We start from the raw sequence: 23,527 nt of genomic DNA on the forward strand, positions 1-23,527 counted from the left end.
TAGAACATGTGTTACTTCATTAGAAGCGCACGACCTTATAGGAAAATAAAAAATCCTCTTGAAATTACTTCTGAGAAATGGATCAAAAAGATTAGTTAGTGTCTGAATTGACTAAAAAAAGTTCCCCAGAAGAAGGGGTTCCAAAAACTGAGTTTTCCAAAGACTGGACCAGAAATAAGATCAAGAGCTAGATTAAAAACTAGATCCAGAAATAAGATCCAGAAATAAGATCCAGAGCTAGATCCAGAACTAGAATCTCACATTTTCCAGCCTTTTCCTGATGTTGTTAAAATAATCCTTAGAATTCAACCAATTACTTTCTGCAAAATGTCCAATTTGGGGGTCTAAACTATGAGAAATGAAATAAAGTTACTGAATGAGTATTATCCCTGGAGAGAAGTAAAACTTAAGGAAGCCAGATGTTATTTAAAAGGAAACATATTTTTTGAGGATAAACTCCTGAGTGAGGAAAAACTTGCCGAGTTGATATCCCCTTTAATATTTGAAGAGAATCAGGGAAAGGAAAAAGGAACCGGAGATTTTCTCGAAAAGTTAAATGGGGAGTTTGCTCTTGTTGTCGAGACTAAAAACACTATATTTTGTGCTGTTGATAAAACAAGAAGCATTCCTTTGTTTTACATAAAAACAAAAAGCAGTTTTATTGTATCAGATAGTGCCTACTATTTAAAAGATAAAATAAATCCGCGCCTGAATGAGAAAAATGCAGCAGAGTTTATGGTTGCAGGATATGTAACAGGCAATGAAACACTTTTTGATGACATAAAGCAGGTAAGGAACGGGGAGTTTTTAATTTATCAGAAAAATGAAAAGCGTCTAAAATCCTGTTGTTACTTCAGATTTTTACATGGAGACTACTGCGAACTGCCTGAGACCGGATTAATTAAGATGCTGGACCAGACCCTTGTAAATGCCTTCACAAGGCTTATAGAAAGCACCAGCAAGCAGGGAAAGAGGCTAATAGTGCCTTTAAGCGGTGGGCTTGATTCGCGCATCATTGTTGCAATGCTGAAAAGACTTGGAGTTAATAATGTTATATGCATGAGCTATGGAAAAAAAGGCAGCCGGGAATCAGATATAAGCAAACACGTAGCAGAAGCTCTTGGATATGAGTGGCTTTTTGTAGAATATACAGCGAAAAAATGGCGTGAGTGTTATAATTCAAAAGAAGCGGATTTATTCCGGATATGGGCTGGAAACCTGTCATCTCTCCCGCATATGCAGGACTTTCTGGCAGTAAAAGAATTAAAAATCCAGGGGAAAATTCCGGAAAATTCAGTATTCATTCCCGGGCACAGCGGAGATATGCTTGCAGGCAGCCATATTCCTCTAAATTGCCTCGATGATTCAGCGGATTTCAGTTCGGAAGCCTATCTGGCAGCCTCCCTGAAAAAACATTATAATCTCTGGCAGTGGCCTTATGAGCAGGGATTTGAAGATATCTTCAAACAGAAGATAAGCAAATCAACATCAGGATTGGAAATTAAAGATAATGAAACATTTGCAAATGCAATAGAATACTTTGATTTTAATGAAAGGCAGGCAAAATTTATTATCAATTCAGTCAGGGTCTACGAGTTTTTTAGATGTGAGTGGAGAATTCCATTCTGGGACACCGAATTGATTAAGTTCTTCTTAAAAGTCCCGATAAAATATAGAGTAAACCAGTTGCTCTACAAGAAACATGCCAGAGATTGTCTATTTTCAGGAGATTTGGAGATACTTAAAAAGATAGACTGTACTACTGATATCCTGAACCTCAAAACCCTGGATAAGCGTTCAAGGTATGAAAGACTCCTTTATTACAGGACATTCGTTCACAGTTACTATGATGAAAGAATGAATCCCGTATGGGGAAGGTACTTTGAAAACCCTCTTATCTCAAGACTTTTAATTAAAGTTTCCAGATATGATAATGAAAATATTAAGGAATATCCGCTGCTAAAAACGATTCTGGAATATAGAAATGAAGAAAAGTATCCAATGTCAGTAAACGGAATAAGTGCTCTGGAATATCTAGCAGGCATCAAAGGAGAAACTTATTCGCCCAGAAGCAAGAAGGTGCTGAAGCCAGTCGGTTCCCCGGCAAAAAGGCCTCTTTAATGAAACTCTGATAGAACTTGAAAAATACAGGTAAAGCAAAATCTATTATCAAGTTTGATAAAAGGTAAGCAGAGAAATTTGCTTACCCTATTCGATCTCTTTTCTGGCCTGTATACTCTTTTTCTTTGTTTTTTCGTTTAATTCCTTTTTCATCTTCGCTGTTATTAGACTCTTTTTCGAATAAACTGAGCTTATGCCATTTTAGTTAATAGCCCTTATTTTGGAATAATGGATGTTAAAAAGATCTATTTTTTTAAAAAATTAGACTAAAACACTTTAATTTCAATTTAAAGGTAAATAGAAAGGATTATACCTAATTAAACCAATATTATGTCGCCAAACAAATAATTGGGCTTTAAAAAGGTATAATCCATGATAAAGATTATTACAAAAGGATATAAGTACTTATTGACTCAAATCGACGATTTTTTAGGGTCTGCACGTACCATTGTTATAAGTCTTAAGAGTATTAAAGGCAGAAAAGAATACGAACAGCTTTTTGGTCGAAAATTGGACGATCAAAAGACAAATATTAAAATCCGTATCATATCTCTAAAACAGTCAAGACTCACAGATTTTATAAGCAATCTTTTTGAAAAATCGATGTCTATATACTCTATTTTCGATCCGATGTTGAGTGAATATTCTAACTTAAAGATCCTTTTCATTGAGAAAATTACTAAAAACAAAAGACATTGTAAAGTACGTAATGTGCTCCCTATTTTTCAAAAAGTGCTTTCAGACTTTTTTGGTGAAGGATTTACTTTTCTCAAAAGGAAAATTTGCATTCCTTATAAAATTAATCTTCTAGTTGTACATAGCAAAGATTATATGGAAAGTGTATTGCCCTGGAATCAAGTACTTGCCTTTCAACACTTCAAAACGTTTCATGGGTATATAGGAGACATGTTTGCATTAAATCCTTCGCTGGATAACTTTTTCATTGAATTACAGGCTTCAATGGAGTACCATCCTCAGCATGAATCGTTAAATTTCAACAACATTCTCAAGTTAGAAATTGCAAGATGTAAGATGGGGTATTCAAATTTTGAATCATTCATTAGAGAATTTAACCAGAATAAAGCTCTAAGAAAGGAATTAAATATTGAAAATCGTGATCGAATCACTCTTTCATCATATCGTAGAAATCTGAAATGTATTTATCCATATTTCGTGGAATATGCTCAATTACTGATACAAGAATGTAGAAATCTAAATCTTATAGGAGATAAAATCTGGATATGGGATAGAAGGTTCTTTGAGTGCAACTGCAGTGGATTAAAAAATAAAGAAACTGGTATGCTCTCAGATCCTGATGCAGGACATTATGTTAAAAAAACCGGAAAGTATAGTGTCCTATCTGGAACGGGGTATACTGATACATGTGTTGTTGATAGTTGGTGGGGTTTACCAGTTTATTGGGATGCAGTAAACGCAAGTAAAAATGACAACACTATATTTCAAGAAACTATCATTCAGTGCATGAAATCGGAAACTCATAAACCACTTTTTATGATTGCAGATGCTGGACCTGATAGTCATCCTTCTAACCAGGTGGTTATTGATCATGGAGTTATTCCAATTATAGCAGCCAGAGCTAACAGTGCAGGAACTATTCTTAAAACAGAAACAGGAACCCACTTCAGAGGAATATATATACCAAGGAAATTTCATAGACTCCTTGGTAAAATATACAATCTTAGAACCACTGTTGAAAGAAAGAACTCAAATGAAGTAGTGGGATACAATCGCTCGAAAACACCTACAAGAAGAATTGAATGGGCTAAAATGTTTGTCTCTATAGGCAACATTGCCGCTTTACTTACGGCATTAACGGCTTTTAAAGTTGGAAGAAAAGATTTGATAAGGGCACCAACTGCTTTTAGAAGGTTGCATTTTTAAGCTATTTAAGGAAATTTTTCCGGAAAATATAGAATTGAGTGCTTTTATTTGGGATTTAAAGCATTTTAAATGATTTTGGCATAAGCTCAACTATCCTTCGTTTACTAATATATACCCTCGAGTTAAAAACTGAAAACTCATTACAAGTAAAAGGTACCAGTCTTCAGCCATCCAGCTCGATTTTGCTAGAATATATTTTGGAATATTGAAGCAGTATACTTTGGAATAATATACTTGAGAATATATTCTTAATTCCTGAAGATTTTCTTAATTTCTGGCAACTCTGGAAAATTTTTGGACCGTTTTCAAAATAACGGAATGGCATACTTTACTGTTTTTTGTTCTGTTAGCTTGGGAACGGGCTTCCCCTGTATAAAACCAAAATAAAAAGAAAGGATAAATGGATCAAAAATAAGAGAAACGAAGCAGCTACCTACAGCAGGCTACTTAAAAACAAGCATCACCTCAGTTTCCAGAATCAATACCTTTTCCTGTACTTCGCGAGGACTTCGCTATTTGCTTCAAAAGCTTTTTCTTCAATGTAACCCTTTTCCCGGGACCATTCAAAAAAGCTCTGGAGGACCTTTGCAGCTGTCCCGATGAATTTTTTACCTCCTCCTACTTCAACCACGTAGTCGTCAAGGAAGTCCTTAATTCCGACGGGACTGAGGTCTTCGGGGCCAAAAACATCAAAGTAATTTTTGTTTTCTCGTTCGGGCCCTGTGGTGTGAAGAGCCCTGTCTTCTTCTGACAGGTAGTCCTCAGCACTGAGTTCAAGGAATTCCTCGTAAAGAAGAATTACATCTTCACAATCCAGGAAGGCATCAGGCTTTAAACAGGCTTCCTGTTCACTCAAGAATGTTCGAAAAGCTTCATTTATTGTGATCATACTTATCGCTGCAACGGTAATTTGTAGAATATTATCAGTTTGCTATAAAAATCATATATTTTCTGGAAGAAATTATGTACAAAATTTTGTCGTTGTTTCTATATAATAGTGTTTCAAATAACAAACTAAAAAGCAACTAATAACAGGAAATTATTAACAGAAATTAGTAATAAGAAATAAGCAACAGGAAACTAGTGTCGAGTCCACAGTAAAGTGTCGTATAAGATCAATTAAACTATTCAGAATGTCAATCCTTGAGGATTGATGCGACACTAGTAACCGAAAACCAGTAACCGAAAACCAGTAACCGAAAACCAGTAACCGAAAACCAGTAACCGAAAACCAATAATGGGAAATTATAAAAAGAAAAAGGATAAAAAGAAAAAGGAGAGGGGAAAGAATGCTTTATCACTATTTTCCCTTTTTTTCTTTTCCCATTCTTTCTTTTTCCTTTTTCTCTTTACTACTCTCGTTTTCCTTAATCTTTTTCACATTGATTCGGGGGCACCTATCCCCAGGGTATCAAGAGAGTTTGCAAGGACAATTCTTGCGCAGTCTACAAGAGCAAGCCTTGCAGCCCTGACATTCTCATCCTCGGCTGCGATAACCGGAACGAAGCGGTAGAACTGGTTGAAGGCATCGGCGAGTTCACGGGCATATATGGCAAGAACATGAGGCTTGAGTTCGCGGGCTCCAAGGTCGATTACACTGTCAAATGTTGCCATTTTCTTGATAAGATCAATTTCACTGTCCTCAATAAGGAGAGACGGATTAATCTCTTCTGCAGGATTCCAGGCTGCTTCTTCTTTTGCTTTCTCAAGGATGCTGCAGGCACGGGCATGGGAGTACTGGATGTAAGGGGCGCCCTGCTTCTCAAAATCAAGGGCTTCTTTCCAATTGAAGACTGTGGATTTTTCGGGAGAAACCCTTACAATGTCATAACGGACTGCGCCTACTCCGACCATTTCCGCAACCTGTTTTTTAAATTCGGCTGAGGTTTCGGGGCGCCGAGTTTCAACCTGCTCAAAAGCGGCTTTAGTGACCCTGTCAAAGAGGTCATCTGCACTTATGAACTGGCCGCGACGGGTACTCATAGAGCCTTCAGGCAGTGAGACGAACTCAAAAATTACGACTTCAGGTTCCTTGATCCCGATTGAGTTCAGTGTAGCCCTTAGCTGGCCGGAAATAAGCTTGTGGTCGGCTCCAAACACATCAATTATTCGGTCTGCCTGTTCGGCTTTCCATTCGTGATAGGCGAGATCGCGGGTTGTGTAAAGGGAGGTGCCGTTTGAGCGCTGGATAACAAGGGTTTTTTCATACCCGTAATCCGAAAGGTCAACCACAAGGGCGCCTTTGTCCATCTTAGTCCTACCGGTAGCCTTGATGCGTTCGACAATATCATGCACTGCCCCGGATTTAAGGAAATGCGACTCACTGACGAATTTATCATGAACAACATTCAGACGGAGCAGAGTCTCTTTTATTCCTTCAACAGCCAGCGAAACTGCCTTATCAAAGCGTTCAATTGTCCTGACATCCCCGGTCTCCACCTTTTCCATGAGGGCATCAATTTCCTTTATATACTCAGGGGTTTTGTCCAGTTCGACATTGGCTTTGATGTATACGTCAGCAATTGCAGAGTCAGACTTCCTGGAAAGGTCAAGCTCAAAGCGCTCGCACGCCCAGGAAACTACTGCAATCTGTCTCCCCATGTCATTAACATAGTATTGGACCTCCACATCGTACCCTGCGCGCCTGAGAATGCGAGCAAGAGTATCTCCGATAATTGAGTTTCGGATATGCCCGACATGAAGAGGACCATTAGGATTTGCCGAGGTGTGCTCAAGGAGAATCCTATCCTTTGGAGCTCCACAACCGAATTTCTCTTTTTCTCCCCGTACAGAAGTTACGGTCCTGTCAAGATAGTGTCTGCCTGCAAAGAAGTTGATGTAAGGACCTGCAGCGCTCACTTTTCCGATATACGAGCCGTCAGGGATTTCGATTGCAGAAACGATACGGGATGCAAGCTCTTTTGGGTTTTGTTTGTGAATGCCTGCAAGCCTGAAGGCGGCTCTGCTCGCAAGGTCAGCATGGGGAGAGGTTTCGAATTGAAGTTCAGAATCTTCAACTTCAAACCCGACCTTTCTGATAGCTTCTTTTAAGATTGATGTAGCCTGCGCTTTGAGTTCCAGGAACAAGATAAATCACCTATAAATTATTTGTATAAATATCTGTAAAAAACTAAAAATCCTTAGCGTACTTTTCATGTTAATATTAAAACTGTCAAACTCTGATAATCTGTCGAATCCTGAAAGCCTGTCAAATTCTGATCTATTGATGATTGATATAGACTTTATTTACCAGCTTCTGATCCACTGATCTAAAGGACAATTTAATTAAAAAAGTATTGGGTAAAAATTACTGGATAGGGGACCTTGCCCCTGAGTAAGATCAGACTCCAGTATTGTATCTCAGGATTGCAGCTATGCCTCCGAAGGCGTTCATGAGCTGGGAACCCTCGTCAAAGTCGGTAGACACAAAGACTACCTTTGCATTACTCTTGTCGGCAAGCTCTGAGAATTCGTCTACAACATCCGTAACATCCGTGACATCAAGGGAAGAGCCGCATTTAGGACAGTTCCCGGCTGTGGGAGCGGGTTCTCCGGGTTTCCATCGCCGCGTCCACTTATTTTCGTATTCGCAGACACTGCACTTCGTGGTTACCCTTTCTGCCCGCAGGTCTTCAGAGAGCAGGAGTACGTCTACTGAATTGATCTCAAGATTTGCCCTGACCTGTGCTTCTCCATAGGCCACTTTGCCAGAATCAGCAATCAGTTCCTTGAAAAAGGCTCTGACAGCATTCTTCTGTCCCATGAGCTCAATGTCCTGGAGCTTGTCCCCTGCAGCATTAACAAGCTCGGAAAGCCCGGATTCGTCAGTATATGCCGTATCAAAGAGCCCAAGGATTTTCTTCAGGAGTTCGTGGTGAAGGAACTCCCCTGCATAGAACTCTTCCTTTGTCGGAGAGGGACCTCCTATCAGGACACCTTTAAGGTCTTTATGATCTACACCCATGAAGATCTCACTTGCAGCATCTCCTATCCTCTTGTAGAACTCATGAATTGCAATGAGTCTGAGCTGCTGAAAACGGTGTGCACTCTGACCGCCTTTCCTCTGCTTTCCAGGAACTGTTGAGGTCAGGTTTCGGAAAGCCTGGATTCGGTTTCCTATCAGAAGCCCTACAGTTGCTTCTCTGCGGTCAAGAACCAGAAGCCCGTAGGTGTTCTTATCCTTGAGCATATCCTCAAGAGGCTCAAGGTAGAAAGATGAGTCACAGTGGTACTTGTAGACGGTAATGGGATCTGGAGGGACAATTACTTCGCTTTCCATACTCGTCTTATTGGCCCCGATATCCACAGCCCCTGTAAAATATACTATCCCATTCTCAGGTACTTTATCCAGATATCTGAGCCTTGAGAGTAGAGACTCGATTGCTCCCTGCACATTCGTTCTCGTAAGCTTGGACTTGATGTTCGCAGCCTGTCCGTGCTCGTCTTTTAACTGGTTTGTAACATCGAAAATCTGCTTGTCAGCAGGGATATAAAGGGAAATAAGCTCCGTACTCCTTCCTTTTTTATTCCTGAGGCCTTCAAGCTTCTTTTTAAATTCATATTTTTCATGTGCGGATTGTTCAGTCATTTTAAAAATTCCCCGATGATAAATTGATAAGATTCGCGATTATCGCGGTCTGATAGTAAATTGAAATTTGAAATTCGAAGTTTAGATTTGAAATAAGTAAGCTAATTTTCAAACTAACAAATCTGAGATCAATGGAATAGATCAATGGAATAGATCAATGGAATAGATCAATGGAATAGATCAATGGAATAGATCAATGGTGTAAGGTCAATAGACCTGATCTGTTTAACTCAATTTGCAATTACCGGATGTGGTTTAAGGTTTTCAATAAGAAGTTATCAAATCCGACATCGTAACAAATTTAATTATTCAGTGGATATTTGTTCAGCATATCGGTTGCATACAACGGATAACCGGTGGATTTGATAAGAAGAAATCACACAGTGAGTTCCTGTCTCACCCGAAATCCGGGTATAAAAACCGCCTGGAATGCGAAGAACCTGAGAGAAGTACACCTTTCAGAAGCCGGCATCTCAGCAAGCCGCTACATTAGTTGCTAAAGCTTGCATTTATGCTGCGCAAACCTGCCAGGTTTCGCATTCTTTTGATCGCACTAGATATGAGACATAATCTTACTCAGACTGCGTATAATAATTAAAGGTTTGTTTAATTTAAGATTGGATTAACCCATGACGGGATCATATCCTAATTGAAACTTAGGTTTATATTTGTTTCCATCCCCGACTTATTTTATATATTCATAAGACTATAAAAATCTTCCTGTACATTGGCCTCTACTTTAGAGTTCACCTCCGGACAGAAGAGAAGTAGAGAAAACTAGGGAAAAAGAATATGGAAAAGCAAGCCAAAAAGGTTAGATAAAAAGCAAGCCAAAAAGGTTAGATAAAAAGGAAGTAAAAAAAGGTTAGATAATATTCATTTAATCCAAGCAGGAGGCCTTTTTTACAGGAGATTCTTTTCCGTCCTTTGAGAGGAGAACAACCCGGCTGATTTCGGACTCATCTGCGACCTCGTACCCAAGGTGCTTTGCAAGCTCTTTTGAAAACTGAAGCACCTCTGCATGTGTTGGCATGGCAGAGCGATCCAGGCGAAGGCGTGAAAAACCAAGATGCATATAGGCTTTTATTTCCACGAAATCTGGGGAAGCTTTTTTGATTAGTTCGGCGTAACCTTCCGGACCGAACATATTTTCGCCTTTGACCAGCGTAGTTCGGATGACTGTTCTTGAGCATTTCTCTCTCATAATGTCCAGAGACTCGTTAATCCTGTCCCAGAGTGCAGGAGATTTTGGCTGGCAGACCCGGAGGTAGGTCTCGAGATCAGGAGCATCAAGGCTCATGTATAACTGGGAAGGGTTGACCTTTGCAAGCATCGAAGGAACCGTTCCGTTTGTTACCAGAAATGTAGTAAAACCTCTCTTTTCGTATTCCGTAATGAGTTCCGGAAGGTAAGGGTAAAAGGTCGGCTCTCCGGACAGGGAAATTGCAACGTTATTGGGTTCATTGCCTTCAAGCCAGCGTTCCCTGAGTGCATTTGGAGAGCCACCGAAGCCAGTAATTAATTTGCGCTGGCAGGCAATGCTTTCCTCTACTATTTTTTCAGGAGAGTCCCATTCCCCAGGCGCAGGAACCGGTACCTCGGTCGGACGCCAGCAGAAAAGGCAGCGTTGATTGCACAGGAGAGTAGGAGTCATCTGAAGGCAGCGGTGGGACTGGACTCCATAAAACTTCGATTTGTAACAAAAACCCTCGTCATTCATAGCTTTTCTGAGCCAGAGGCAGGTCTTTACTGCTGAATGGGAGCCTGCAAGGGCATAGCCCTGTTTCTTCAGGAGAGTTGCAAAGTCAGGGATATCGAAAGGAAGAGAGGTCTGCTCTTTATCCCGGTTTTTTTCCTGGACTTCCGAAAAACTTTCCCCGAAATATTCCTTTTCTTCTTTCTCTTTCTTTTTTTCTTTAAGAGGCATTTCCCGAATATTAAATCTTTGTGGTATATATAAGGATCGGAAAATAATTTTAGAGAATTCGCATGGTTGGAGGATTTAGAGAAAAGGAAAATTTCATGGACTATAGGACTGATCAGAAGTTTTTGAGACGAACTTGGCTATCCTGACAGTCGCCCGAATTAACCGGATCTGAATTTTCAGGCCCGGAATTAATCAAATGCCAGGATCTTTACATCAAAGTCCGCAAGATCCACAACCGGTACCCTGGCTGGCACTGGCATCAGGTTCACACGTTTCTGGAACTCTGTCTGAGCCTGCCAGGTTCCGGAATTGACCAGGAGGACATTTTTGTATCGCTGGACTCCCAGAGTATGGACGTGCCCTGTATGAATGATGTCCGGGACAGGGTCAATTATAAAGTAATCTTTTTTCTCTGGGGATATGGAAACTCTGCTCCCGTAAGTTGGAGCAAGATGCCTGCGTTTAAGCATCTCAAGGACTGCGCCTGCAGGCTCCTGGTACGAGACACCGGGAACGCTTGCCACCAGATCGTCAATCGACCTGCCGTGGTAGATAAGGATCTGAACGCCGTCAAGATCTACAAGAGCAGGGTTGCCCACAAAGGTGACATTCTCCGGAAAGTCCGCGCAGATCCTCTCAGGAAGGGAAGGCTGTGGTTCGGCCTGGCGTACAGCATCGTGGTTTCCAGGGCTTATGATCACACGTATGTGCTCAGGCACTTCTCTGAAGTACTCTGCTGCTTTTTTGTACTGTTCATAGATGTCCAGGATGTCCAGTTCCATTTCCTGATCAGGATAAATCCCTATACCGTCCACAAGGTCTCCTGCAACAACGAGATAACGGACCTGGGACGCAATCTCCCGCATGTCTTCCGAGTCCGATTCTCCTTTCAAAAAATCCAGAAAGTCTAGCCAGGCATCTTCCATGAACTGGGAACTGCCCACGTGGACATCCGAGATTAGCACGGCTTTTCCGTGGCTCCCTGTTCTGCGCTGAACGCTGTTCGGGACATCTGGCTGGATTACCTTTGTGGCAAGCATAAGCTTCCCATCGTTAGTAACCGCGCCTGTTACTCCTATGACTTCGTCCAGAAGAAGCCGGCAAGCAAGCTCAAAAAGTTCCTTGTCGCTGTTTCGGATGAGAACTGAAAAAGAACCTGTCGGGTCTTCAAGAGAAAGGATTTTGTGCCCGTTGGTAGTGCTGCTGATATCAGAAACCATCCCTATAATCGATAGTTCCTCAGTTTCTCCGCCTGATCCGCGGCGAAAACTCTTCCTTTTCAAACTCTCTATAGGGCGTGCATTTATTCTGTTCCGGATGATTTCAGAGAGCCTGCTGTACCTGTCCCTGAAATACTGAACAAACTGCATATATTCTCCTACACAGGTCGAATGCCCGGTAATGTCAGAGAAAACGGTGACCGGGTTGCGGCCTGGAATATGCCTGACTCCTTCGTCCCTGGATTTTGAAGGAAAAGCATTCCCCTGGTTTGAAAAAAGAGAATCTGTACTGGATACACGGTTAGAAGAAGGAACAGAAGGAGAACCTGGATGTCCGAAAAAACCGGAGGGGGGCTTTTCCGCACTTCTTGAAGAAGAGGAATAAACCGGATTGGAAACAGAGCCAGGAACGGGATCAATGACAGAACCAGCAACAGAGCCAGCAATAGAACCAGTAATAGAAGCAGGAACAGTGTTAGTAATAGAATTAGTAATGGAATCAGGAGCAAAATCTTTAGAAGAAAGGATATTCGGTTCAATCTTCGTATTGGATCCCGATATTTCAAATGCTGAAGCCGCGTCCGATTCAACTCTTGAGATTAATCCTGATCCTTTAAGTGCATCCAGAGAAGGATCAAAAGCTTTCACCATGTAAGGATCTGAAGGTTCTAAGGCAGGAGAGGAAGTTTTACCTGAAGCTATCTGGGAACCTGTCCCGGGAGATGTTCCAGAAACCATCCCGAAAACCGTTTTAGAAGCTTCAAAACCCTTCAGGTCAACATGTTCGGATTCAATAACGAAAACACAGTCATCAACAGTTGAAAGGATATATTTTAGAAGGCTTTCAGGGGAGTTACTTGATTTGATTAGTTCTACTGCTTGCGGGCTTATCTGGTACCCTTCTTCTGTAACTGCCCGTACAATATCGATTTCATTCATAATTCCGACCTGACTTTCTCGACCTGACCTTATGACTGCCAAGGTCTGTTGAACCTTATTTGACCCGAATCAATTAGCTTGAGATCAAAAAGATTTAAGGCAAAAACCCACTTAAAATATAAAAACTAAACACATACAAAACTGCTTTGATGCTAACAAAATAATATCATACAGTTTTAGTAAGGTTTTTTGTTTCGAAATCGATTGAGAACTGATGAATATTCTCATGATTACCAGTTAACTATCAGTAGATTACTGACAATACCCTAATATAGGCATTGATAACACTCTGATAATTATAGACTATACATCATAATATTACTTATTGACAATTTTAGAGTTCATGCATCAATATTCATTTAAACTTTATAATTAACGTTTGAAACCTTTCCCTTAAATGCCTGTAGCACTGTTATATTAATCGCAGTGTGATGCCCTCATAGTGGTTCGTATTTTTCCGGCAATTAAAAAGTTAATTTTGAGAAGTTAATTTAAAAGCGTCTAATATCCTTGATATTACATATTGTTTGCGTGAGAATAATCTATCGACAGGACTGATAATTTTATATCTGAATTAACAGCTTATCTTTGTTATTTCCTGATCATGCCAGCAATTAGGCTTCTAAACAACTCATTCAACTAGACAATTTACTTGACTAAACAATTTGTTCGAATTCTATAGAATTTCAGACTATTTTTTAAATAGTTGCTCATATAAATATCATAGCCCGATGATAAATTGTAAATTAATATAGGATAAAGACAAATCGTATAGGTAAGTATACTGAAAAGAATTTTACAGTAAAACAAAGAGTCCAGTACACTTAAAAATGAGATAGCGGGATTTATACAAAAATATAAATTGCATAGCTGATGAAGTGCTGGCACAGACAATACAGACCGAATGAAATATAAAACAGTACCGGAAGAATAAGATAAAGAGAATAAAGGCTTACTATGAGCAAAACTAATACACAAAACAGTGCCCAGGAGGAGGAAAGCTTCCTGGTTTCCCTTGGAAAGGATTTGCTGTCGGTTGCGGCTGTCCTGATAGCCTTTATGGTTCTTTCCAAACTGGCGTTCGGGCTCTGGACACCTATGGTCGCAGTGGAGTCCGGAAGTATGGAACCTCATATGCAGGTAGGAGATATTATCTTCATCAAAAATATCGATCGAGTTGATCTTGTTACCAATAAGGAAGGAAAAGGTTCAAGCTATGTGACCTTTGGCGACTACGGAGACGTGATTCTTTATCGACCCTATGGGCAGGAAAGCATAACTCCTATAATACATAGAGCGATGTACAGGGTTGAAGCCGGAGAGCCAATGTGGGAAAACGGCCCTGCTGCCCCTTACTCGGGATACATTACCAAAGGAGATAACCCCGTGACCAACAGGCACTATGACCAGGAAGGACAGATAAGCTACTATGTGCCTGTCAAAGATGAATGGGTAATAGGAGTTGCAAGATACAGGATTCCTTATCTTGGACACATAAGGCTGCTCTTTTCATAAGATTTTTAGCAGGCCCATGAAATCGTTGAGCATATAACAATCAGTAACTGTCAGGAAATAGTATCTTCAAATTATATGACTAAGGGATATATTCTCTTTAGGGACATATCTCTTTAAGTTGTATAATCGTTTGACCTATATTCAACTTTAACTATAAGGCGGGAAGTCCCCTTCCTCAACAATTCCGGTTTACCGGAAGTGGCAGGTGGGGGATGAAAGCCGTCAACTTCCACACCTTCTGTTTTTATTGAATCTGACAAATTTCTTCTTCCTTGAAACCATATAGCTCTTGTTGCATTGTCACCCCAATATGAAGCGAGAACCAAGCTAGGAAGTGGGCAAACAGGATGTGACAACTCCCGAAGGGATCGGGAACAAGGCGGAGAAAGCCGCAAGCCGTTGTGCATCTCAAGCATCATCACACTCATATCTTCCACTTTGATTTTTCTTCACCTGCGGAACGCAGGGTAGAGCCTCTGGACTCGCTCTCATTAGAGAGGGGGATGAAGGAAGAAGATCGCTCAGATATTGTTTTTAGGCTGAGTAGTCTCAAGGAAGCCCCTCCCTCAGACGATCCGGTTTGCCGGATTGGACAGGGAGGAGTAGTTCACTTAACTACCGTACTCTGCATCGAGATCCTGAACCGGATTTTTAATGCCTATTCAGTTATCTTACTTTTAATTTATTTTTATTCAAATAGTTGTAATTCATTCTTTCAGTTGAATTTGTTTCTCTTTTCTTCGCTCTCATATAGTATCTTCAAATATTCACCTTCTAATAATCACCCAAACCTTTACTTTACTAACAGTTACCTGAAATTCATCTTTTAGCAGTCATTCTCCTCAGCAGTCGTTTCTCTAAACAACCATTCCTCTAAGCAGTTATTCCTCTAAGAAGCCATTTCCCTCAGTAGTCGTTTCTCTAAGAGGCTGTCTTAAAATTAAATAATCCTTGTACCTTGATGGTTCGTTAATGTTAAAACGATCTCGAAGACTTCCTTATCCTAGCGATTTATCCTATCGAGAATGGCAACTAATTAGACCTCATTTTCCGAATCCAAGAACGAATCGAGGTAGAAAACGCGTTCATTCCTATCGAGAAATACTGAATGCCATCTTCTATTTGTTACGTTCTGGTTGTGCCTGGCGAATGTTACCCCACGAATTTCCACCATGGAAAACTGTTTACCATTATTTCCGCCTTTGGCGACTTAAAGGAATTTGGGAACATATCAACATTGTACTGAGAACTGAACTGAGAATTGCAAATGGCAGAGAACCGGAGCCGAGTGCAGCGATTTTAGATAGTCAGTCCGTTAAAACTACAGAAACGCCTGGAGTACGCGGTTATGATGCTGGAAAGAAAGTAAAAGGGAGAAAGCGCCACATTCTAGTGGATACAACAGGGCTACTATTGATGGTTGTAGTTCATGCCGCGAATATCCAAGATCGAGATGGAGCTAAACTTGTTCTGGAACAAATTAAGGGAACATTTTCTCGATTGCAGCTTATTTGGGCTGATGCTGGTTATGCTGGTCAACTGATTGATTGGGTCAAAGTAACGTGTGGTTGGGTATTGGAAATAGTGAGGCGAAGCGATGACGTCAAAGGTTTTAAGGTACTTCCTCACAGATGGGTAGTAGAACGTACATTTGGATGGCTGGGTCGATATCGACGTTTGAGTAAAGATTACGAAGGATTGACAGAATCAAGTCAAGCCTTCATATATGCTGCTATGATTTGTATAATGAGTAAACGACTGGCTAAGATCAAACCTTCATCCGAATGAAGAATGAATATTCAGACAGCCTCTAAGCAGTCATCTATTCTTCTCCAAATATTTCTACGAAATCTTTTTGACCTCCAACGAATCAGGATAGACCATAAGTACCAGATTAGGCCGCAATGCAAGTCGCAGGTGAATCTAAATTGAAGATGAACCTGAAGACAGAAGCAAATTAAATACGTGAAGGTAAGGGATCAGAAATAAAATGTGAATAACGAGAAGAATAAAAAACGGCTAAAAGTTATAAATACAACTAAAAGCTATAAAAACGGCTAAAGGTTATAAAACGGTTAAAATAGTAAGAAATATGAGACTTAAAAAACTGAAAATTGGCAGGACAGAACTTCCTGGAAATCTTCTCCTTGCACCTATGGCAGATGTAACAAATCTGGCTTTCAGGCTTCTTTGCAGACGGTACGGAGCTGACCTGACATATACCGAGATGATCAATGTAGATGCCCTGTTAAATGAGAACAGGAGATCTTTCATTAAAGGGCTGAGTTCACCAGACGATAGGCCCTTTGGAGTTCAGCTTGTAGGAAGTTGCCCTGAGAAACTCAGGGAGGCTGCGCTTTTTGTTGAAGAAGAATTCAAGCCTGAGGTTATAGATGTTAACTTAGGCTGTCCCTCACGATGCATCATAGGGGCTGGCTGTGGTTCAGCTCTCCTCAATTCTCCGGAACTTGTCCATGCAATAATCTCGGAACTGACAGGCACCCTGAAAACCCCGGTAAGCGCAAAGATCCGCCTCCTTGGAAGAGAGGAAAAAACTCTTGAAATTGCCCGCCGGATAGAAGAAGCGGGAGCGTCAGCTTTGACCGTGCACGGTAGGACGGCAGCGCAGATGTATTCAGGCAACTCGGACCTTATGAGTATAAAGGCTGTCAAAAATGAGCTTTCGATCCCTGTCATTGCAAATGGGGACATAAAGAACGAGGAATCGGCAGAAAGAACGCTGGAACTGACAGGCTGCGACGGGCTGATGATAGGACGCGCGGCGATGGGAAACCCTTTCATTTTCAAAAGGATCAGGCACTATCTGGAAACCGGTGAAAAGCTTGAAGTAGATAAGCAGTCCAGGCAACTGGAGGATTTTGACGCTTATGTATCTCTCCTTGAGGAACACAACCTGATCTCATCCATAAACCTCAGGATGCACGCCCACTGGTTTACCAAAGGGTTGCGCGGCTCGCGGCAGGTTAGGGAAAAACTTAATGGTTTGAAGGATGGAAAGGCCATAACTGAACTGATAAGGAGTTCCTGCCAGGAACAATATTAAAATCTCCTGAATTTTTAAAAGTGGGCTTTGTTTACGTCAACATTAATGAAAAAACGTCATCAATAGACAGGTTAACCTGAAAATAATAATTATAAGACATCTAAAAAATAATTTTGAATTATAAGTATTTATAAACGATTTCTCGACTTTCACCGAAAAACTAATAATAATCTACACTATTATCCATGAACTATCAGGCACCAAACAGTGTGAACATATAATTGAAAATATATTACACTCGGGATAACCATGATCCATCAATTATGAATACGTTCAGGTTAACAATCTTGCCGTTCAAAATATTGAATTGCTAAAATCCGCCTTTGACATTCAGAGGTGCCTGAAGAAAAAGCCAGATCGACCCGTACAGGGGTCAGGTGCGGGGTCCTTAATCTGGCGAGAATAAATATAGGATTAACATCAGGTTAACTCAATTAACAGCAGTGTGCCGACAACTAATTATAAGTATGCCATACAGACTGCCGAGAACAGCGAAAGTATTAGAAAAAACAATAAAAAACGTAGAAAAACGTAAAAAAATAATAAATAAAAACCGCATTTAAGAAGGAGAATCCAGATGAAGGAAATCAGAATACACGGTCGAGGAGGCCAGGGTTCTGTTACTGCAGCTGAAATGCTTTCCATTGCAGCTTTTGAAGACGGAAAGTTCAGCCAGGCCTTCCCCGCTTTTGGGGTAGAGCGTAGGGGCGCCCCTGTGCAGGCATTCACCAGAATCAATGACAATCCAATCAGGCTCCGAAGTCAAATTTACACCCCGGATTATGTTATTGTCCAGGATGCCACACTGCTTGAAACGGTTAATGTTGCAAGCGGGATAAAAGATGATGGAGTCATCATAATTAACACCACAGAAAAGCCGGAGAGCCTGAAGCTTGACACAAAAGCCAGGGTCATGACCGTGGACGCTACAAAGGTGGCAATGGACGTTATGGGCATCCCCATCGTTAATACTGTCCTCCTTGGAGCTTTTGCGGGCGCAACCGGAGAGATTAATGTGGAATCCATCCAGAAAGCCATCAGGGCTCGCTTTGCCGGAAAGGTTGGAGAAAAGAATGCACAGGCAATTCAGAAAGCCTATCACCTTATCAGGGGAGAAGAAGAATGAGCTCTGAAACCGAACAGGACCGCAAGATTCGTCCGGAAGTCCTGAAAACCGATCAGGAAAAAGATGGCTTAAACATCACACGCTGCAATATTTGTAAGCCCGGCTCAACCCTTAAGAACAAGACCGGGGGCTGGAGAAACTTCCGTCCTGTATATATATATGAAAAGTGTACCAAGTGCGGAATCTGTGAGATTGTGTGCCCTGACATGTCTGTCAAGCCCAGAGAAGATGGCTTTTTTGAGTATGATTATGATTATTGCAAAGGTTGCGGCATCTGTGCAAACGAATGTCCTGCAGATGCAATTGAAATGATTCTGGAGGAGAAATAAATGATTAACCCGGCTCATAAGGGGAAAATGGTGGTAGTGGAAGGCTCCTATGCTGTAGCCCATTCAGCAAAAATATGCCGTCCAAATGTCATCTCAGCATACCCGATTACTCCTCAGACCCATATTGTTGAAGACCTGTCTCAGTTTATAGCGGATGGAGAAATCCCCAACTGTGAGTACATTAACGTGGAGTCAGAGTTCTCGGCAATTTCTGCCCTGGTAGGAGCAGCCGCAGTAGGTGCAAGAACCTATTCAGCTACTACTTCACAGGGGCTTTTGCTCATGCATGAGGTGCTTTTTAACGCTTCAGGAATGAGACTCCCGATTATAATGACAGTGGCAAATAGAGCTGTTGGCGCGCCAATTAACATATGGAACGACCATCAGGACTCAATTGCTCAAAGAGATACAGGCTGGATTCAACTCTATGTAGAAGATGTTCAGGAAGCATCTGACACCCTACCTCAGCTCTACAAGATTGCAGAAGACAATGAAATCATGATGCCAGGTATGGTCTGCATGGATGGTTTCATCCTGTCTCACGTTTATGAGCCTGTTGTCCTGCTTGAGCAGGAACTGACCGACAGCTTCCTCCCTGCATTCCAGCCAGAAAATGTTCTTGACCCTGAAGACCCAAAGACTTTCGGAGCCTTTGCAGCCCCGGATACCTATGAAGAGTTCAGATACCTGCAGGAGCAGGCAATGCAAAAAGCTCTTCCGAAGATTGAAGCCGCGGCAAAGGAGTTCGAGGAAGTCTTCGGTAGGTTCCATGGAGGACTTGTTGACGGGTACAAACTCGATGACGCTGAAATTATAGTCATGTCTATGGGTTCGATTCTTGGGACTATTAAGGATGTTGTTGACCAGTACAGGGCAAGAGGAGAAAAAATCGGCGTCTTAAAGGTCAGGTCCTTCAGGCCCTTCCCTGTGGAGCAGGTCCGTGAGGCTATCAAGAATGCCCATGCAGTTGTCGTGCTTGACAAGAACATCTCCATAGGTACAAATGAAGGAGCTCTCTTTACCGAAACGAAATCCTGCCTCTACAATAGTAAGATCCGTGTACCTGTAATGGGCTATACTGTGGGGCACGGAGGCCGTGACATCCGCGCGGAAAGCATTGCTAAGGTTATTGAAGAAACCAAGAAAGCTGCAAAATCCGGAATATCGGTTGAAAGCCAGTTCCTGGATCTCAGGGAGGAGTTGCTATGAGTAAACCCGCACCGAAAACATATATTACCTCCGGGCACAGCGGCTGTGCAGGCTGTTGTGATGCCTTTGCTGCAAAGTTCACACTCATGGGCGCAGGCCCCAACTGTATTGTAGTCAACCCTACAGGCTGCCTTGAAGTGATGTCCACTCCTTTCCCGCTGTCCTCATGGCAGGTCCCCTGGATCCACTCTCTCTTTGAAAACGCAGGCGCAGTGGCATCAGGTGTGGAAGCAGCCTTAAAAGCTCTTGGAAAGAAAGACGACATTAAGGTTGTAGCAATCGGAGGCGACGGTTCTACTATGGATATAGGAATCAGGTCCCTCTCAGGAGCTTTTGAGCGCGGCCATGACTTTACCTATGTGTGTATGGACAACGAAGCCTATATGAACACGGGAATCCAGCGCAGCAGCGGAACTCCTTTCGATGCCAGCACCACAACGACTCCCCCTGGAAAATTCTCTTTCGGGAACCCGCGTCCAAAAAAGAATATGGTTGCGATTATGGTAGCCCACGGATCTCCATACGTGGCTACAACGTCAATCGGCTACCCGAGAGATATGATGCGCAAGGTTAAGAAAGGCACCGAGATTGTGGGCCCTACTTACATCCACGCCCATGCCCCCTGTACCACAGGCTGGGGTTTTGATACCTCCAAGACCCTGGAAGTTGCCAAACTTGCAGTAGAGACATGTCTCTGGCCCATGTATGAAATGGAAAACGGAGAAATCACGCAGGTTAGAAAGGTTAAGGACCCGAGACCGGTCGAGGATTACCTGAGAGTTCAAAAACGCTTCAAACACCTCTTCACAATGGAAGGCGGCGAAGAAGAAATAAAGAAAATCCAGGCTACCGCAGACTGGAACATAAAACATTTCGGACTTCAGTAAAAAACTGAAGTTCTACTTTTTTATTTTTCTTTAATTTTTTTAGTAATTCTTGCATTTCTTTTAGATTTTATGTATTCAGAGCATTGTTCCTGGATACTACTTTTTGATCCTATATCTTTTAGTATTTTTTTATTTTAGGCTATTGAGATTATTTGAGGAATGGTCTTGTCTTTTTTTGGGTTTCGGTCTTTTCATGTATAGGAAGTTATTAAGCTGTGTCAAAATTTTAAAACTATAATATGGAAATTTCATTTAAAAAAATATTTATTTCCTCCTCCATAGACAATGTGAATTAAATTAAGATTATTCAAGACGGAAAAAAAGAAACAGTACAAACAAAATGAATTTTGAAAAACATTAATAAGCTTTAGAAATCAAAAATAAGGGTTTTTGAGCATTAGATAACGGACTAAATTCCTTCAAATACTTCCGATCCTAAGATATATCACTGAGAATCTAATAGTAATATTGTCAGGAGTATTGTACCAGTAAATGCAATAAGTCTGGCAATTAAAGACTCAATGGGAAGGGAAAAAAGAGTAAAAATTTAGAATTTGTTTATCTCAGGCTTTACGGTTTAAAAAAGCCGAGTTTCTAAATTCATTTACTATCAATATTATTTATAAAATATATTCAATGGGGAGTGGGGGATTAAAGATTGGTATTTGTCCAGCTTAGGCTACCTTTTCGACAAATGCTAATTTTTTTGATTTCACTTCTGAAATATAGATTCAAATTTTTGGGGAGAAAATTTGGAAGTGAAAAAATGAGAAAGAATAATACAGACCTTGTGGAGAAGACATTAAAACTGCTGGATAGGATTCCAGAAATATTCAATACCACACGAAGGAATACATTGAAGAACAGACAGCGCAGGGTCGGACAGCCTCTAAAGCGTCAGATATTCTCATTTATGTTTTCATTAATGATTTGCATGTCTACTGCAGCTCCGTTTGTGCCAGTAGCAGCAGCTTCTGGAGGCTCATATACATTGAAATGGTCCGCTGCAGACCCTGAAGTGGGCAAAGCTCCATATTTGCCTACCTATGAGAAGCTAACGACAGCCCAGCTAGTCTGTCCAGGAAATGCTGGGAGATATCCAGATCCGCTTAAGGATGCTGTGGCTTATGGGCCTACTAACAGTTCTTCTGATCTTGATGCTGTGGCTTCACTGGCACTAAAGTGTATGGCTCTCGGACAGATTGTGCCTTTCGAGGTAGAGATTAATGTCGACGGCAGCACAAGTCCAGAGAACGGTACCATTAATTTCACCGCTGAATGGTTAACAAAAACAACAGCAGGTAATGATTTCGGCTACGACCCAGCATACATGGTGTACTGTGCTTTCGTTGACACCGCAGATGCCGGCACGTATGATCCTGGAGAGAATGCGAAAGTGGATTCTTTCACTTCCACACTTGTTAATCTAGGCACATCAAACGAAGCTATACAGGGCACATTTACCGTTTCGGGTCTCGATGATGGCGATAAGGTGATCGTTGAGATTTGGGTTGTACTCAAAGATCAGATCCCCGAAAGGGCCACAGGTAACGTTCAGACAAGCTTAGTCAGCGCACAAACTGCAACTAACGATACAATACGGACCGGTCAAAAGACAATTCCTCTTTTGAGAGTACAGGAATTTTTCTCAGCAGATGCCGATATCTCAGTTACAAAGAACGACAGCCCTGACCCTGTAACCCAGGGAGATCAGCTTACTTACAGCCTCATAGTTACAAGCAATGGTCCTGCTGTTGCAAATAATGTTGTGGTCACAGATACTCTTGATGCCAATACAAACTTTGTTTCAGCTTCAGGCGCTACTTACACAATTAGTGGAAATACTATAACCTTCACTGTTGGTTCTTTGAGCCCAGGTGAATCGATGACTCTCACTATTGTCACTACGGTCTCCGATACAGCCCCAACTGAGAACGACATATCTACAAACCCGGAGGCAGGTTCTGCGACTCCACCTACTATACTGTATGACCTGCTTAATTTCGTCTCGGTGACTGTTATCACCGATGATCCCACTCCTGCTAACAATACCTACTACCAGCCGACAAATGTTTTGTCGGCATTCTTGCCTAATCCGTCTTACACTATTGATAAAATAGTGACAGATGTTGCAGGAAACGGACCAACAGGAAATGTGACAAAAGCTGGAGATGTGATCAGCTACCAGATTAACGTAACAAACACTGGAAATGTTGATCTGACTAATGTAAGCGTTACAGATCCTCTGATTGGAAATCTTACAGGTCCAATTGAGTCTATAAATTCAAATGAGATTCTTGAAGTTGGAGAAACCTGGACATACACTGGAACTTACACGGTAACTCAGCAGGACATAAACAGTAACGGTGATGGAGATGGAGACATCGACAACACAGCTACGGTTGATTCGGAAGAGTTACCTCCACAGGAAGACAGTGAAGAGGTGCCAATTCAGCAGAACGCTTCTTACACCGGAGTTTATACTTTATAGTATAAAGCCACATCAAGCGACATGATCTACATAGGGTCTAACAAAAAATTAATTATGTTGGGTAACAATTCCAAGCATTTTAATATAAAACCGACAAATATAGAACCAATTAAATAAATCGGTGTGGCACAAAAATAGTTAATTTCCCACTATATGGGGTCTAACACAGGATCTCTGTAACAAGACGCCCTATTATGGTTTCTTTAGTA

At 41.4% G+C, this 23,527-nt stretch carries 17 protein-coding genes; 10 read left to right on the forward strand and 7 right to left on the reverse strand.

All coding sequences use genetic code 11. From position 1 onward, the window contains the following. The first annotated feature begins 351 nt into the window (after positions 1 to 351). Both ACZ5A8_RS21640 and ACZ5A8_RS21645 read left to right on the forward strand, forming a co-directional pair. Complete coding sequence (locus ACZ5A8_RS21640; RefSeq protein ID WP_464531471.1) at positions 352 to 2,121, forward strand: asparagine synthase-related protein; 1,770 nt, start codon at positions 352 to 354, stop codon at positions 2,119 to 2,121. A gap of 906 nt (positions 2,122 to 3,027) precedes the next feature. After that, the gene (locus ACZ5A8_RS21645; protein WP_464529078.1) at positions 3,028 to 4,023 is read left to right on the forward strand and encodes a hypothetical protein; all 996 of its coding nucleotides are present in this window, start codon (positions 3,028 to 3,030) and stop codon (positions 4,021 to 4,023) included. A 478-nt stretch (positions 4,024 to 4,501) separates the two neighbouring features. Here ACZ5A8_RS21645 and ACZ5A8_RS21650 read toward each other — a convergent pair whose 3' ends face one another. From ACZ5A8_RS21650 to ACZ5A8_RS21670, 5 genes are all read right to left on the reverse strand, one after another. Further along, positions 4,502 to 4,912, reverse strand: coding sequence for a hypothetical protein (locus ACZ5A8_RS21650; protein ID WP_464531473.1), 411 nt, complete (start codon positions 4,910 to 4,912; stop codon positions 4,502 to 4,504). 488 nt (positions 4,913 to 5,400) lie between these two features. Further along, positions 5,401 to 7,110: an arginine--tRNA ligase gene (gene argS / locus ACZ5A8_RS21655; protein ID WP_464531474.1), complete on the reverse strand. Its 1,710-nt coding sequence runs from the start codon at positions 7,108 to 7,110 to the stop codon at positions 5,401 to 5,403. A gap of 253 nt (positions 7,111 to 7,363) precedes the next feature. Continuing rightward, entirely contained in the window at positions 7,364 to 8,611 is a 1,248-nt protein-coding gene (gene prf1 / locus ACZ5A8_RS21660) for a peptide chain release factor aRF-1 (protein WP_464531475.1), read from the reverse strand. Positions 8,612 to 9,491: 880 nt separating this feature from the next. Then, the gene (gene twy1, locus ACZ5A8_RS21665) at positions 9,492 to 10,538 is read right to left on the reverse strand and encodes a 4-demethylwyosine synthase TYW1 (RefSeq protein ID WP_464531477.1); all 1,047 of its coding nucleotides are present in this window, start codon (positions 10,536 to 10,538) and stop codon (positions 9,492 to 9,494) included. Positions 10,539 to 10,726: 188 nt separating this feature from the next. After that, on the reverse strand, positions 10,727 to 12,697 hold the full coding sequence (locus ACZ5A8_RS21670) for a DNA-directed DNA polymerase II small subunit (RefSeq protein WP_464531478.1): 1,971 nt from the start codon (positions 12,695 to 12,697) through the stop codon (positions 10,727 to 10,729). 957 nt (positions 12,698 to 13,654) lie between these two features. On the opposite strand from ACZ5A8_RS21670, the gene ACZ5A8_RS21675 reads away from it, so the two are divergent. Next, entirely contained in the window at positions 13,655 to 14,212 is a 558-nt protein-coding gene (locus tag ACZ5A8_RS21675) for a S26 family signal peptidase (protein WP_464531479.1), read from the forward strand. Between the two features lie 113 nt (positions 14,213 to 14,325). On the opposite strand, the gene ACZ5A8_RS21680 is transcribed toward ACZ5A8_RS21675, so the two are convergent. After that, positions 14,326 to 14,472 carry a hypothetical protein gene (locus ACZ5A8_RS21680; protein ID WP_464531481.1) on the reverse strand — a complete coding sequence of 49 codons (147 nt, stop codon included), beginning with the start codon at positions 14,470 to 14,472 and terminating at the stop codon, positions 14,326 to 14,328. A 164-nt stretch (positions 14,473 to 14,636) separates the two neighbouring features. Beyond that, complete coding sequence (locus ACZ5A8_RS21685; protein WP_255679860.1) at positions 14,637 to 14,765, reverse strand: hypothetical protein; 129 nt, start codon at positions 14,763 to 14,765, stop codon at positions 14,637 to 14,639. 419 nt (positions 14,766 to 15,184) lie between these two features. On the opposite strand from ACZ5A8_RS21685, the gene ACZ5A8_RS21690 reads away from it, so the two are divergent. From ACZ5A8_RS21690 to ACZ5A8_RS21720, 7 genes are all read left to right on the forward strand, one after another. Further along, positions 15,185 to 16,000 carry an IS5 family transposase gene (locus ACZ5A8_RS21690; protein ID WP_464531482.1) on the forward strand — a complete coding sequence of 272 codons (816 nt, stop codon included), beginning with the start codon at positions 15,185 to 15,187 and terminating at the stop codon, positions 15,998 to 16,000. Positions 16,001 to 16,304: 304 nt separating this feature from the next. Further along, the gene (locus tag ACZ5A8_RS21695; RefSeq protein WP_464531484.1) at positions 16,305 to 17,276 is read left to right on the forward strand and encodes a tRNA dihydrouridine synthase; all 972 of its coding nucleotides are present in this window, start codon (positions 16,305 to 16,307) and stop codon (positions 17,274 to 17,276) included. Between the two features lie 577 nt (positions 17,277 to 17,853). Continuing rightward, positions 17,854 to 18,402: a pyruvate ferredoxin oxidoreductase subunit gamma gene (locus ACZ5A8_RS21700; RefSeq protein ID WP_322222412.1), complete on the forward strand. Its 549-nt coding sequence runs from the start codon at positions 17,854 to 17,856 to the stop codon at positions 18,400 to 18,402. A gap of 41 nt (positions 18,403 to 18,443) precedes the next feature. Next, on the forward strand, positions 18,444 to 18,731 hold the full coding sequence (gene porD, locus ACZ5A8_RS21705) for a pyruvate synthase subunit PorD (RefSeq protein WP_229390787.1): 288 nt from the start codon (positions 18,444 to 18,446) through the stop codon (positions 18,729 to 18,731). Next, positions 18,732 to 19,940: a pyruvate synthase subunit PorA gene (gene porA / locus ACZ5A8_RS21710; RefSeq protein ID WP_322222410.1), complete on the forward strand. Its 1,209-nt coding sequence runs from the start codon at positions 18,732 to 18,734 to the stop codon at positions 19,938 to 19,940. Further along, positions 19,937 to 20,827 carry a thiamine pyrophosphate-dependent enzyme gene (locus ACZ5A8_RS21715; protein WP_464531486.1) on the forward strand — a complete coding sequence of 297 codons (891 nt, stop codon included), beginning with the start codon at positions 19,937 to 19,939 and terminating at the stop codon, positions 20,825 to 20,827. The genes porA and ACZ5A8_RS21715 overlap by 4 nt, the downstream gene beginning before the upstream one ends. Positions 20,828 to 21,593: 766 nt before the next feature. Further along, positions 21,594 to 23,318 (forward strand): DUF7507 domain-containing protein, encoded by a 1,725-nt coding sequence (locus tag ACZ5A8_RS21720; RefSeq protein WP_464531487.1) that lies wholly within the window; start codon positions 21,594 to 21,596, stop codon positions 23,316 to 23,318. Positions 23,319 to 23,527: the final 209 nt, after the last annotated feature.

It is taken from the genome of Methanosarcina subterranea, assembly GCF_055385895.1.

Excerpts from the sequence above, each read along its gene's own strand:
- ACZ5A8_RS21640 (WP_464531471.1), top strand. The coding sequence starts at position 352 with ATGAGAAATGAAATAAAGTTACTGAATGAGTATTATCCCTGGAGAGAA.
- ACZ5A8_RS21645 (WP_464529078.1), top strand. The coding sequence starts at position 3,028 with ATGTTTGCATTAAATCCTTCGCTGGATAACTTTTTCATTGAATTACAG.
- ACZ5A8_RS21650 (WP_464531473.1), bottom strand. The coding sequence starts at position 4,912 with ATGATCACAATAAATGAAGCTTTTCGAACATTCTTGAGTGAACAGGAA.
- prf1 (WP_464531475.1), bottom strand. The coding sequence starts at position 8,611 with ATGACTGAACAATCCGCACATGAAAAATATGAATTTAAAAAGAAGCTT.
- twy1 (WP_464531477.1), bottom strand. The coding sequence starts at position 10,538 with ATGCCTCTTAAAGAAAAAAAGAAAGAGAAAGAAGAAAAGGAATATTTC.
- ACZ5A8_RS21670 (WP_464531478.1), bottom strand. The coding sequence starts at position 12,697 with ATGAATGAAATCGATATTGTACGGGCAGTTACAGAAGAAGGGTACCAG.
- ACZ5A8_RS21675 (WP_464531479.1), top strand. The coding sequence starts at position 13,655 with ATGAGCAAAACTAATACACAAAACAGTGCCCAGGAGGAGGAAAGCTTC.
- ACZ5A8_RS21690 (WP_464531482.1), top strand. The coding sequence starts at position 15,185 with ATGTTAAAACGATCTCGAAGACTTCCTTATCCTAGCGATTTATCCTAT.
- ACZ5A8_RS21695 (WP_464531484.1), top strand. The coding sequence starts at position 16,305 with ATGAGACTTAAAAAACTGAAAATTGGCAGGACAGAACTTCCTGGAAAT.
- ACZ5A8_RS21700 (WP_322222412.1), top strand. The coding sequence starts at position 17,854 with ATGAAGGAAATCAGAATACACGGTCGAGGAGGCCAGGGTTCTGTTACT.
- porA (WP_322222410.1), top strand. The coding sequence starts at position 18,732 with ATGATTAACCCGGCTCATAAGGGGAAAATGGTGGTAGTGGAAGGCTCC.
- ACZ5A8_RS21715 (WP_464531486.1), top strand. The coding sequence starts at position 19,937 with ATGAGTAAACCCGCACCGAAAACATATATTACCTCCGGGCACAGCGGC.
- ACZ5A8_RS21720 (WP_464531487.1), top strand. The coding sequence starts at position 21,594 with ATGAGAAAGAATAATACAGACCTTGTGGAGAAGACATTAAAACTGCTG.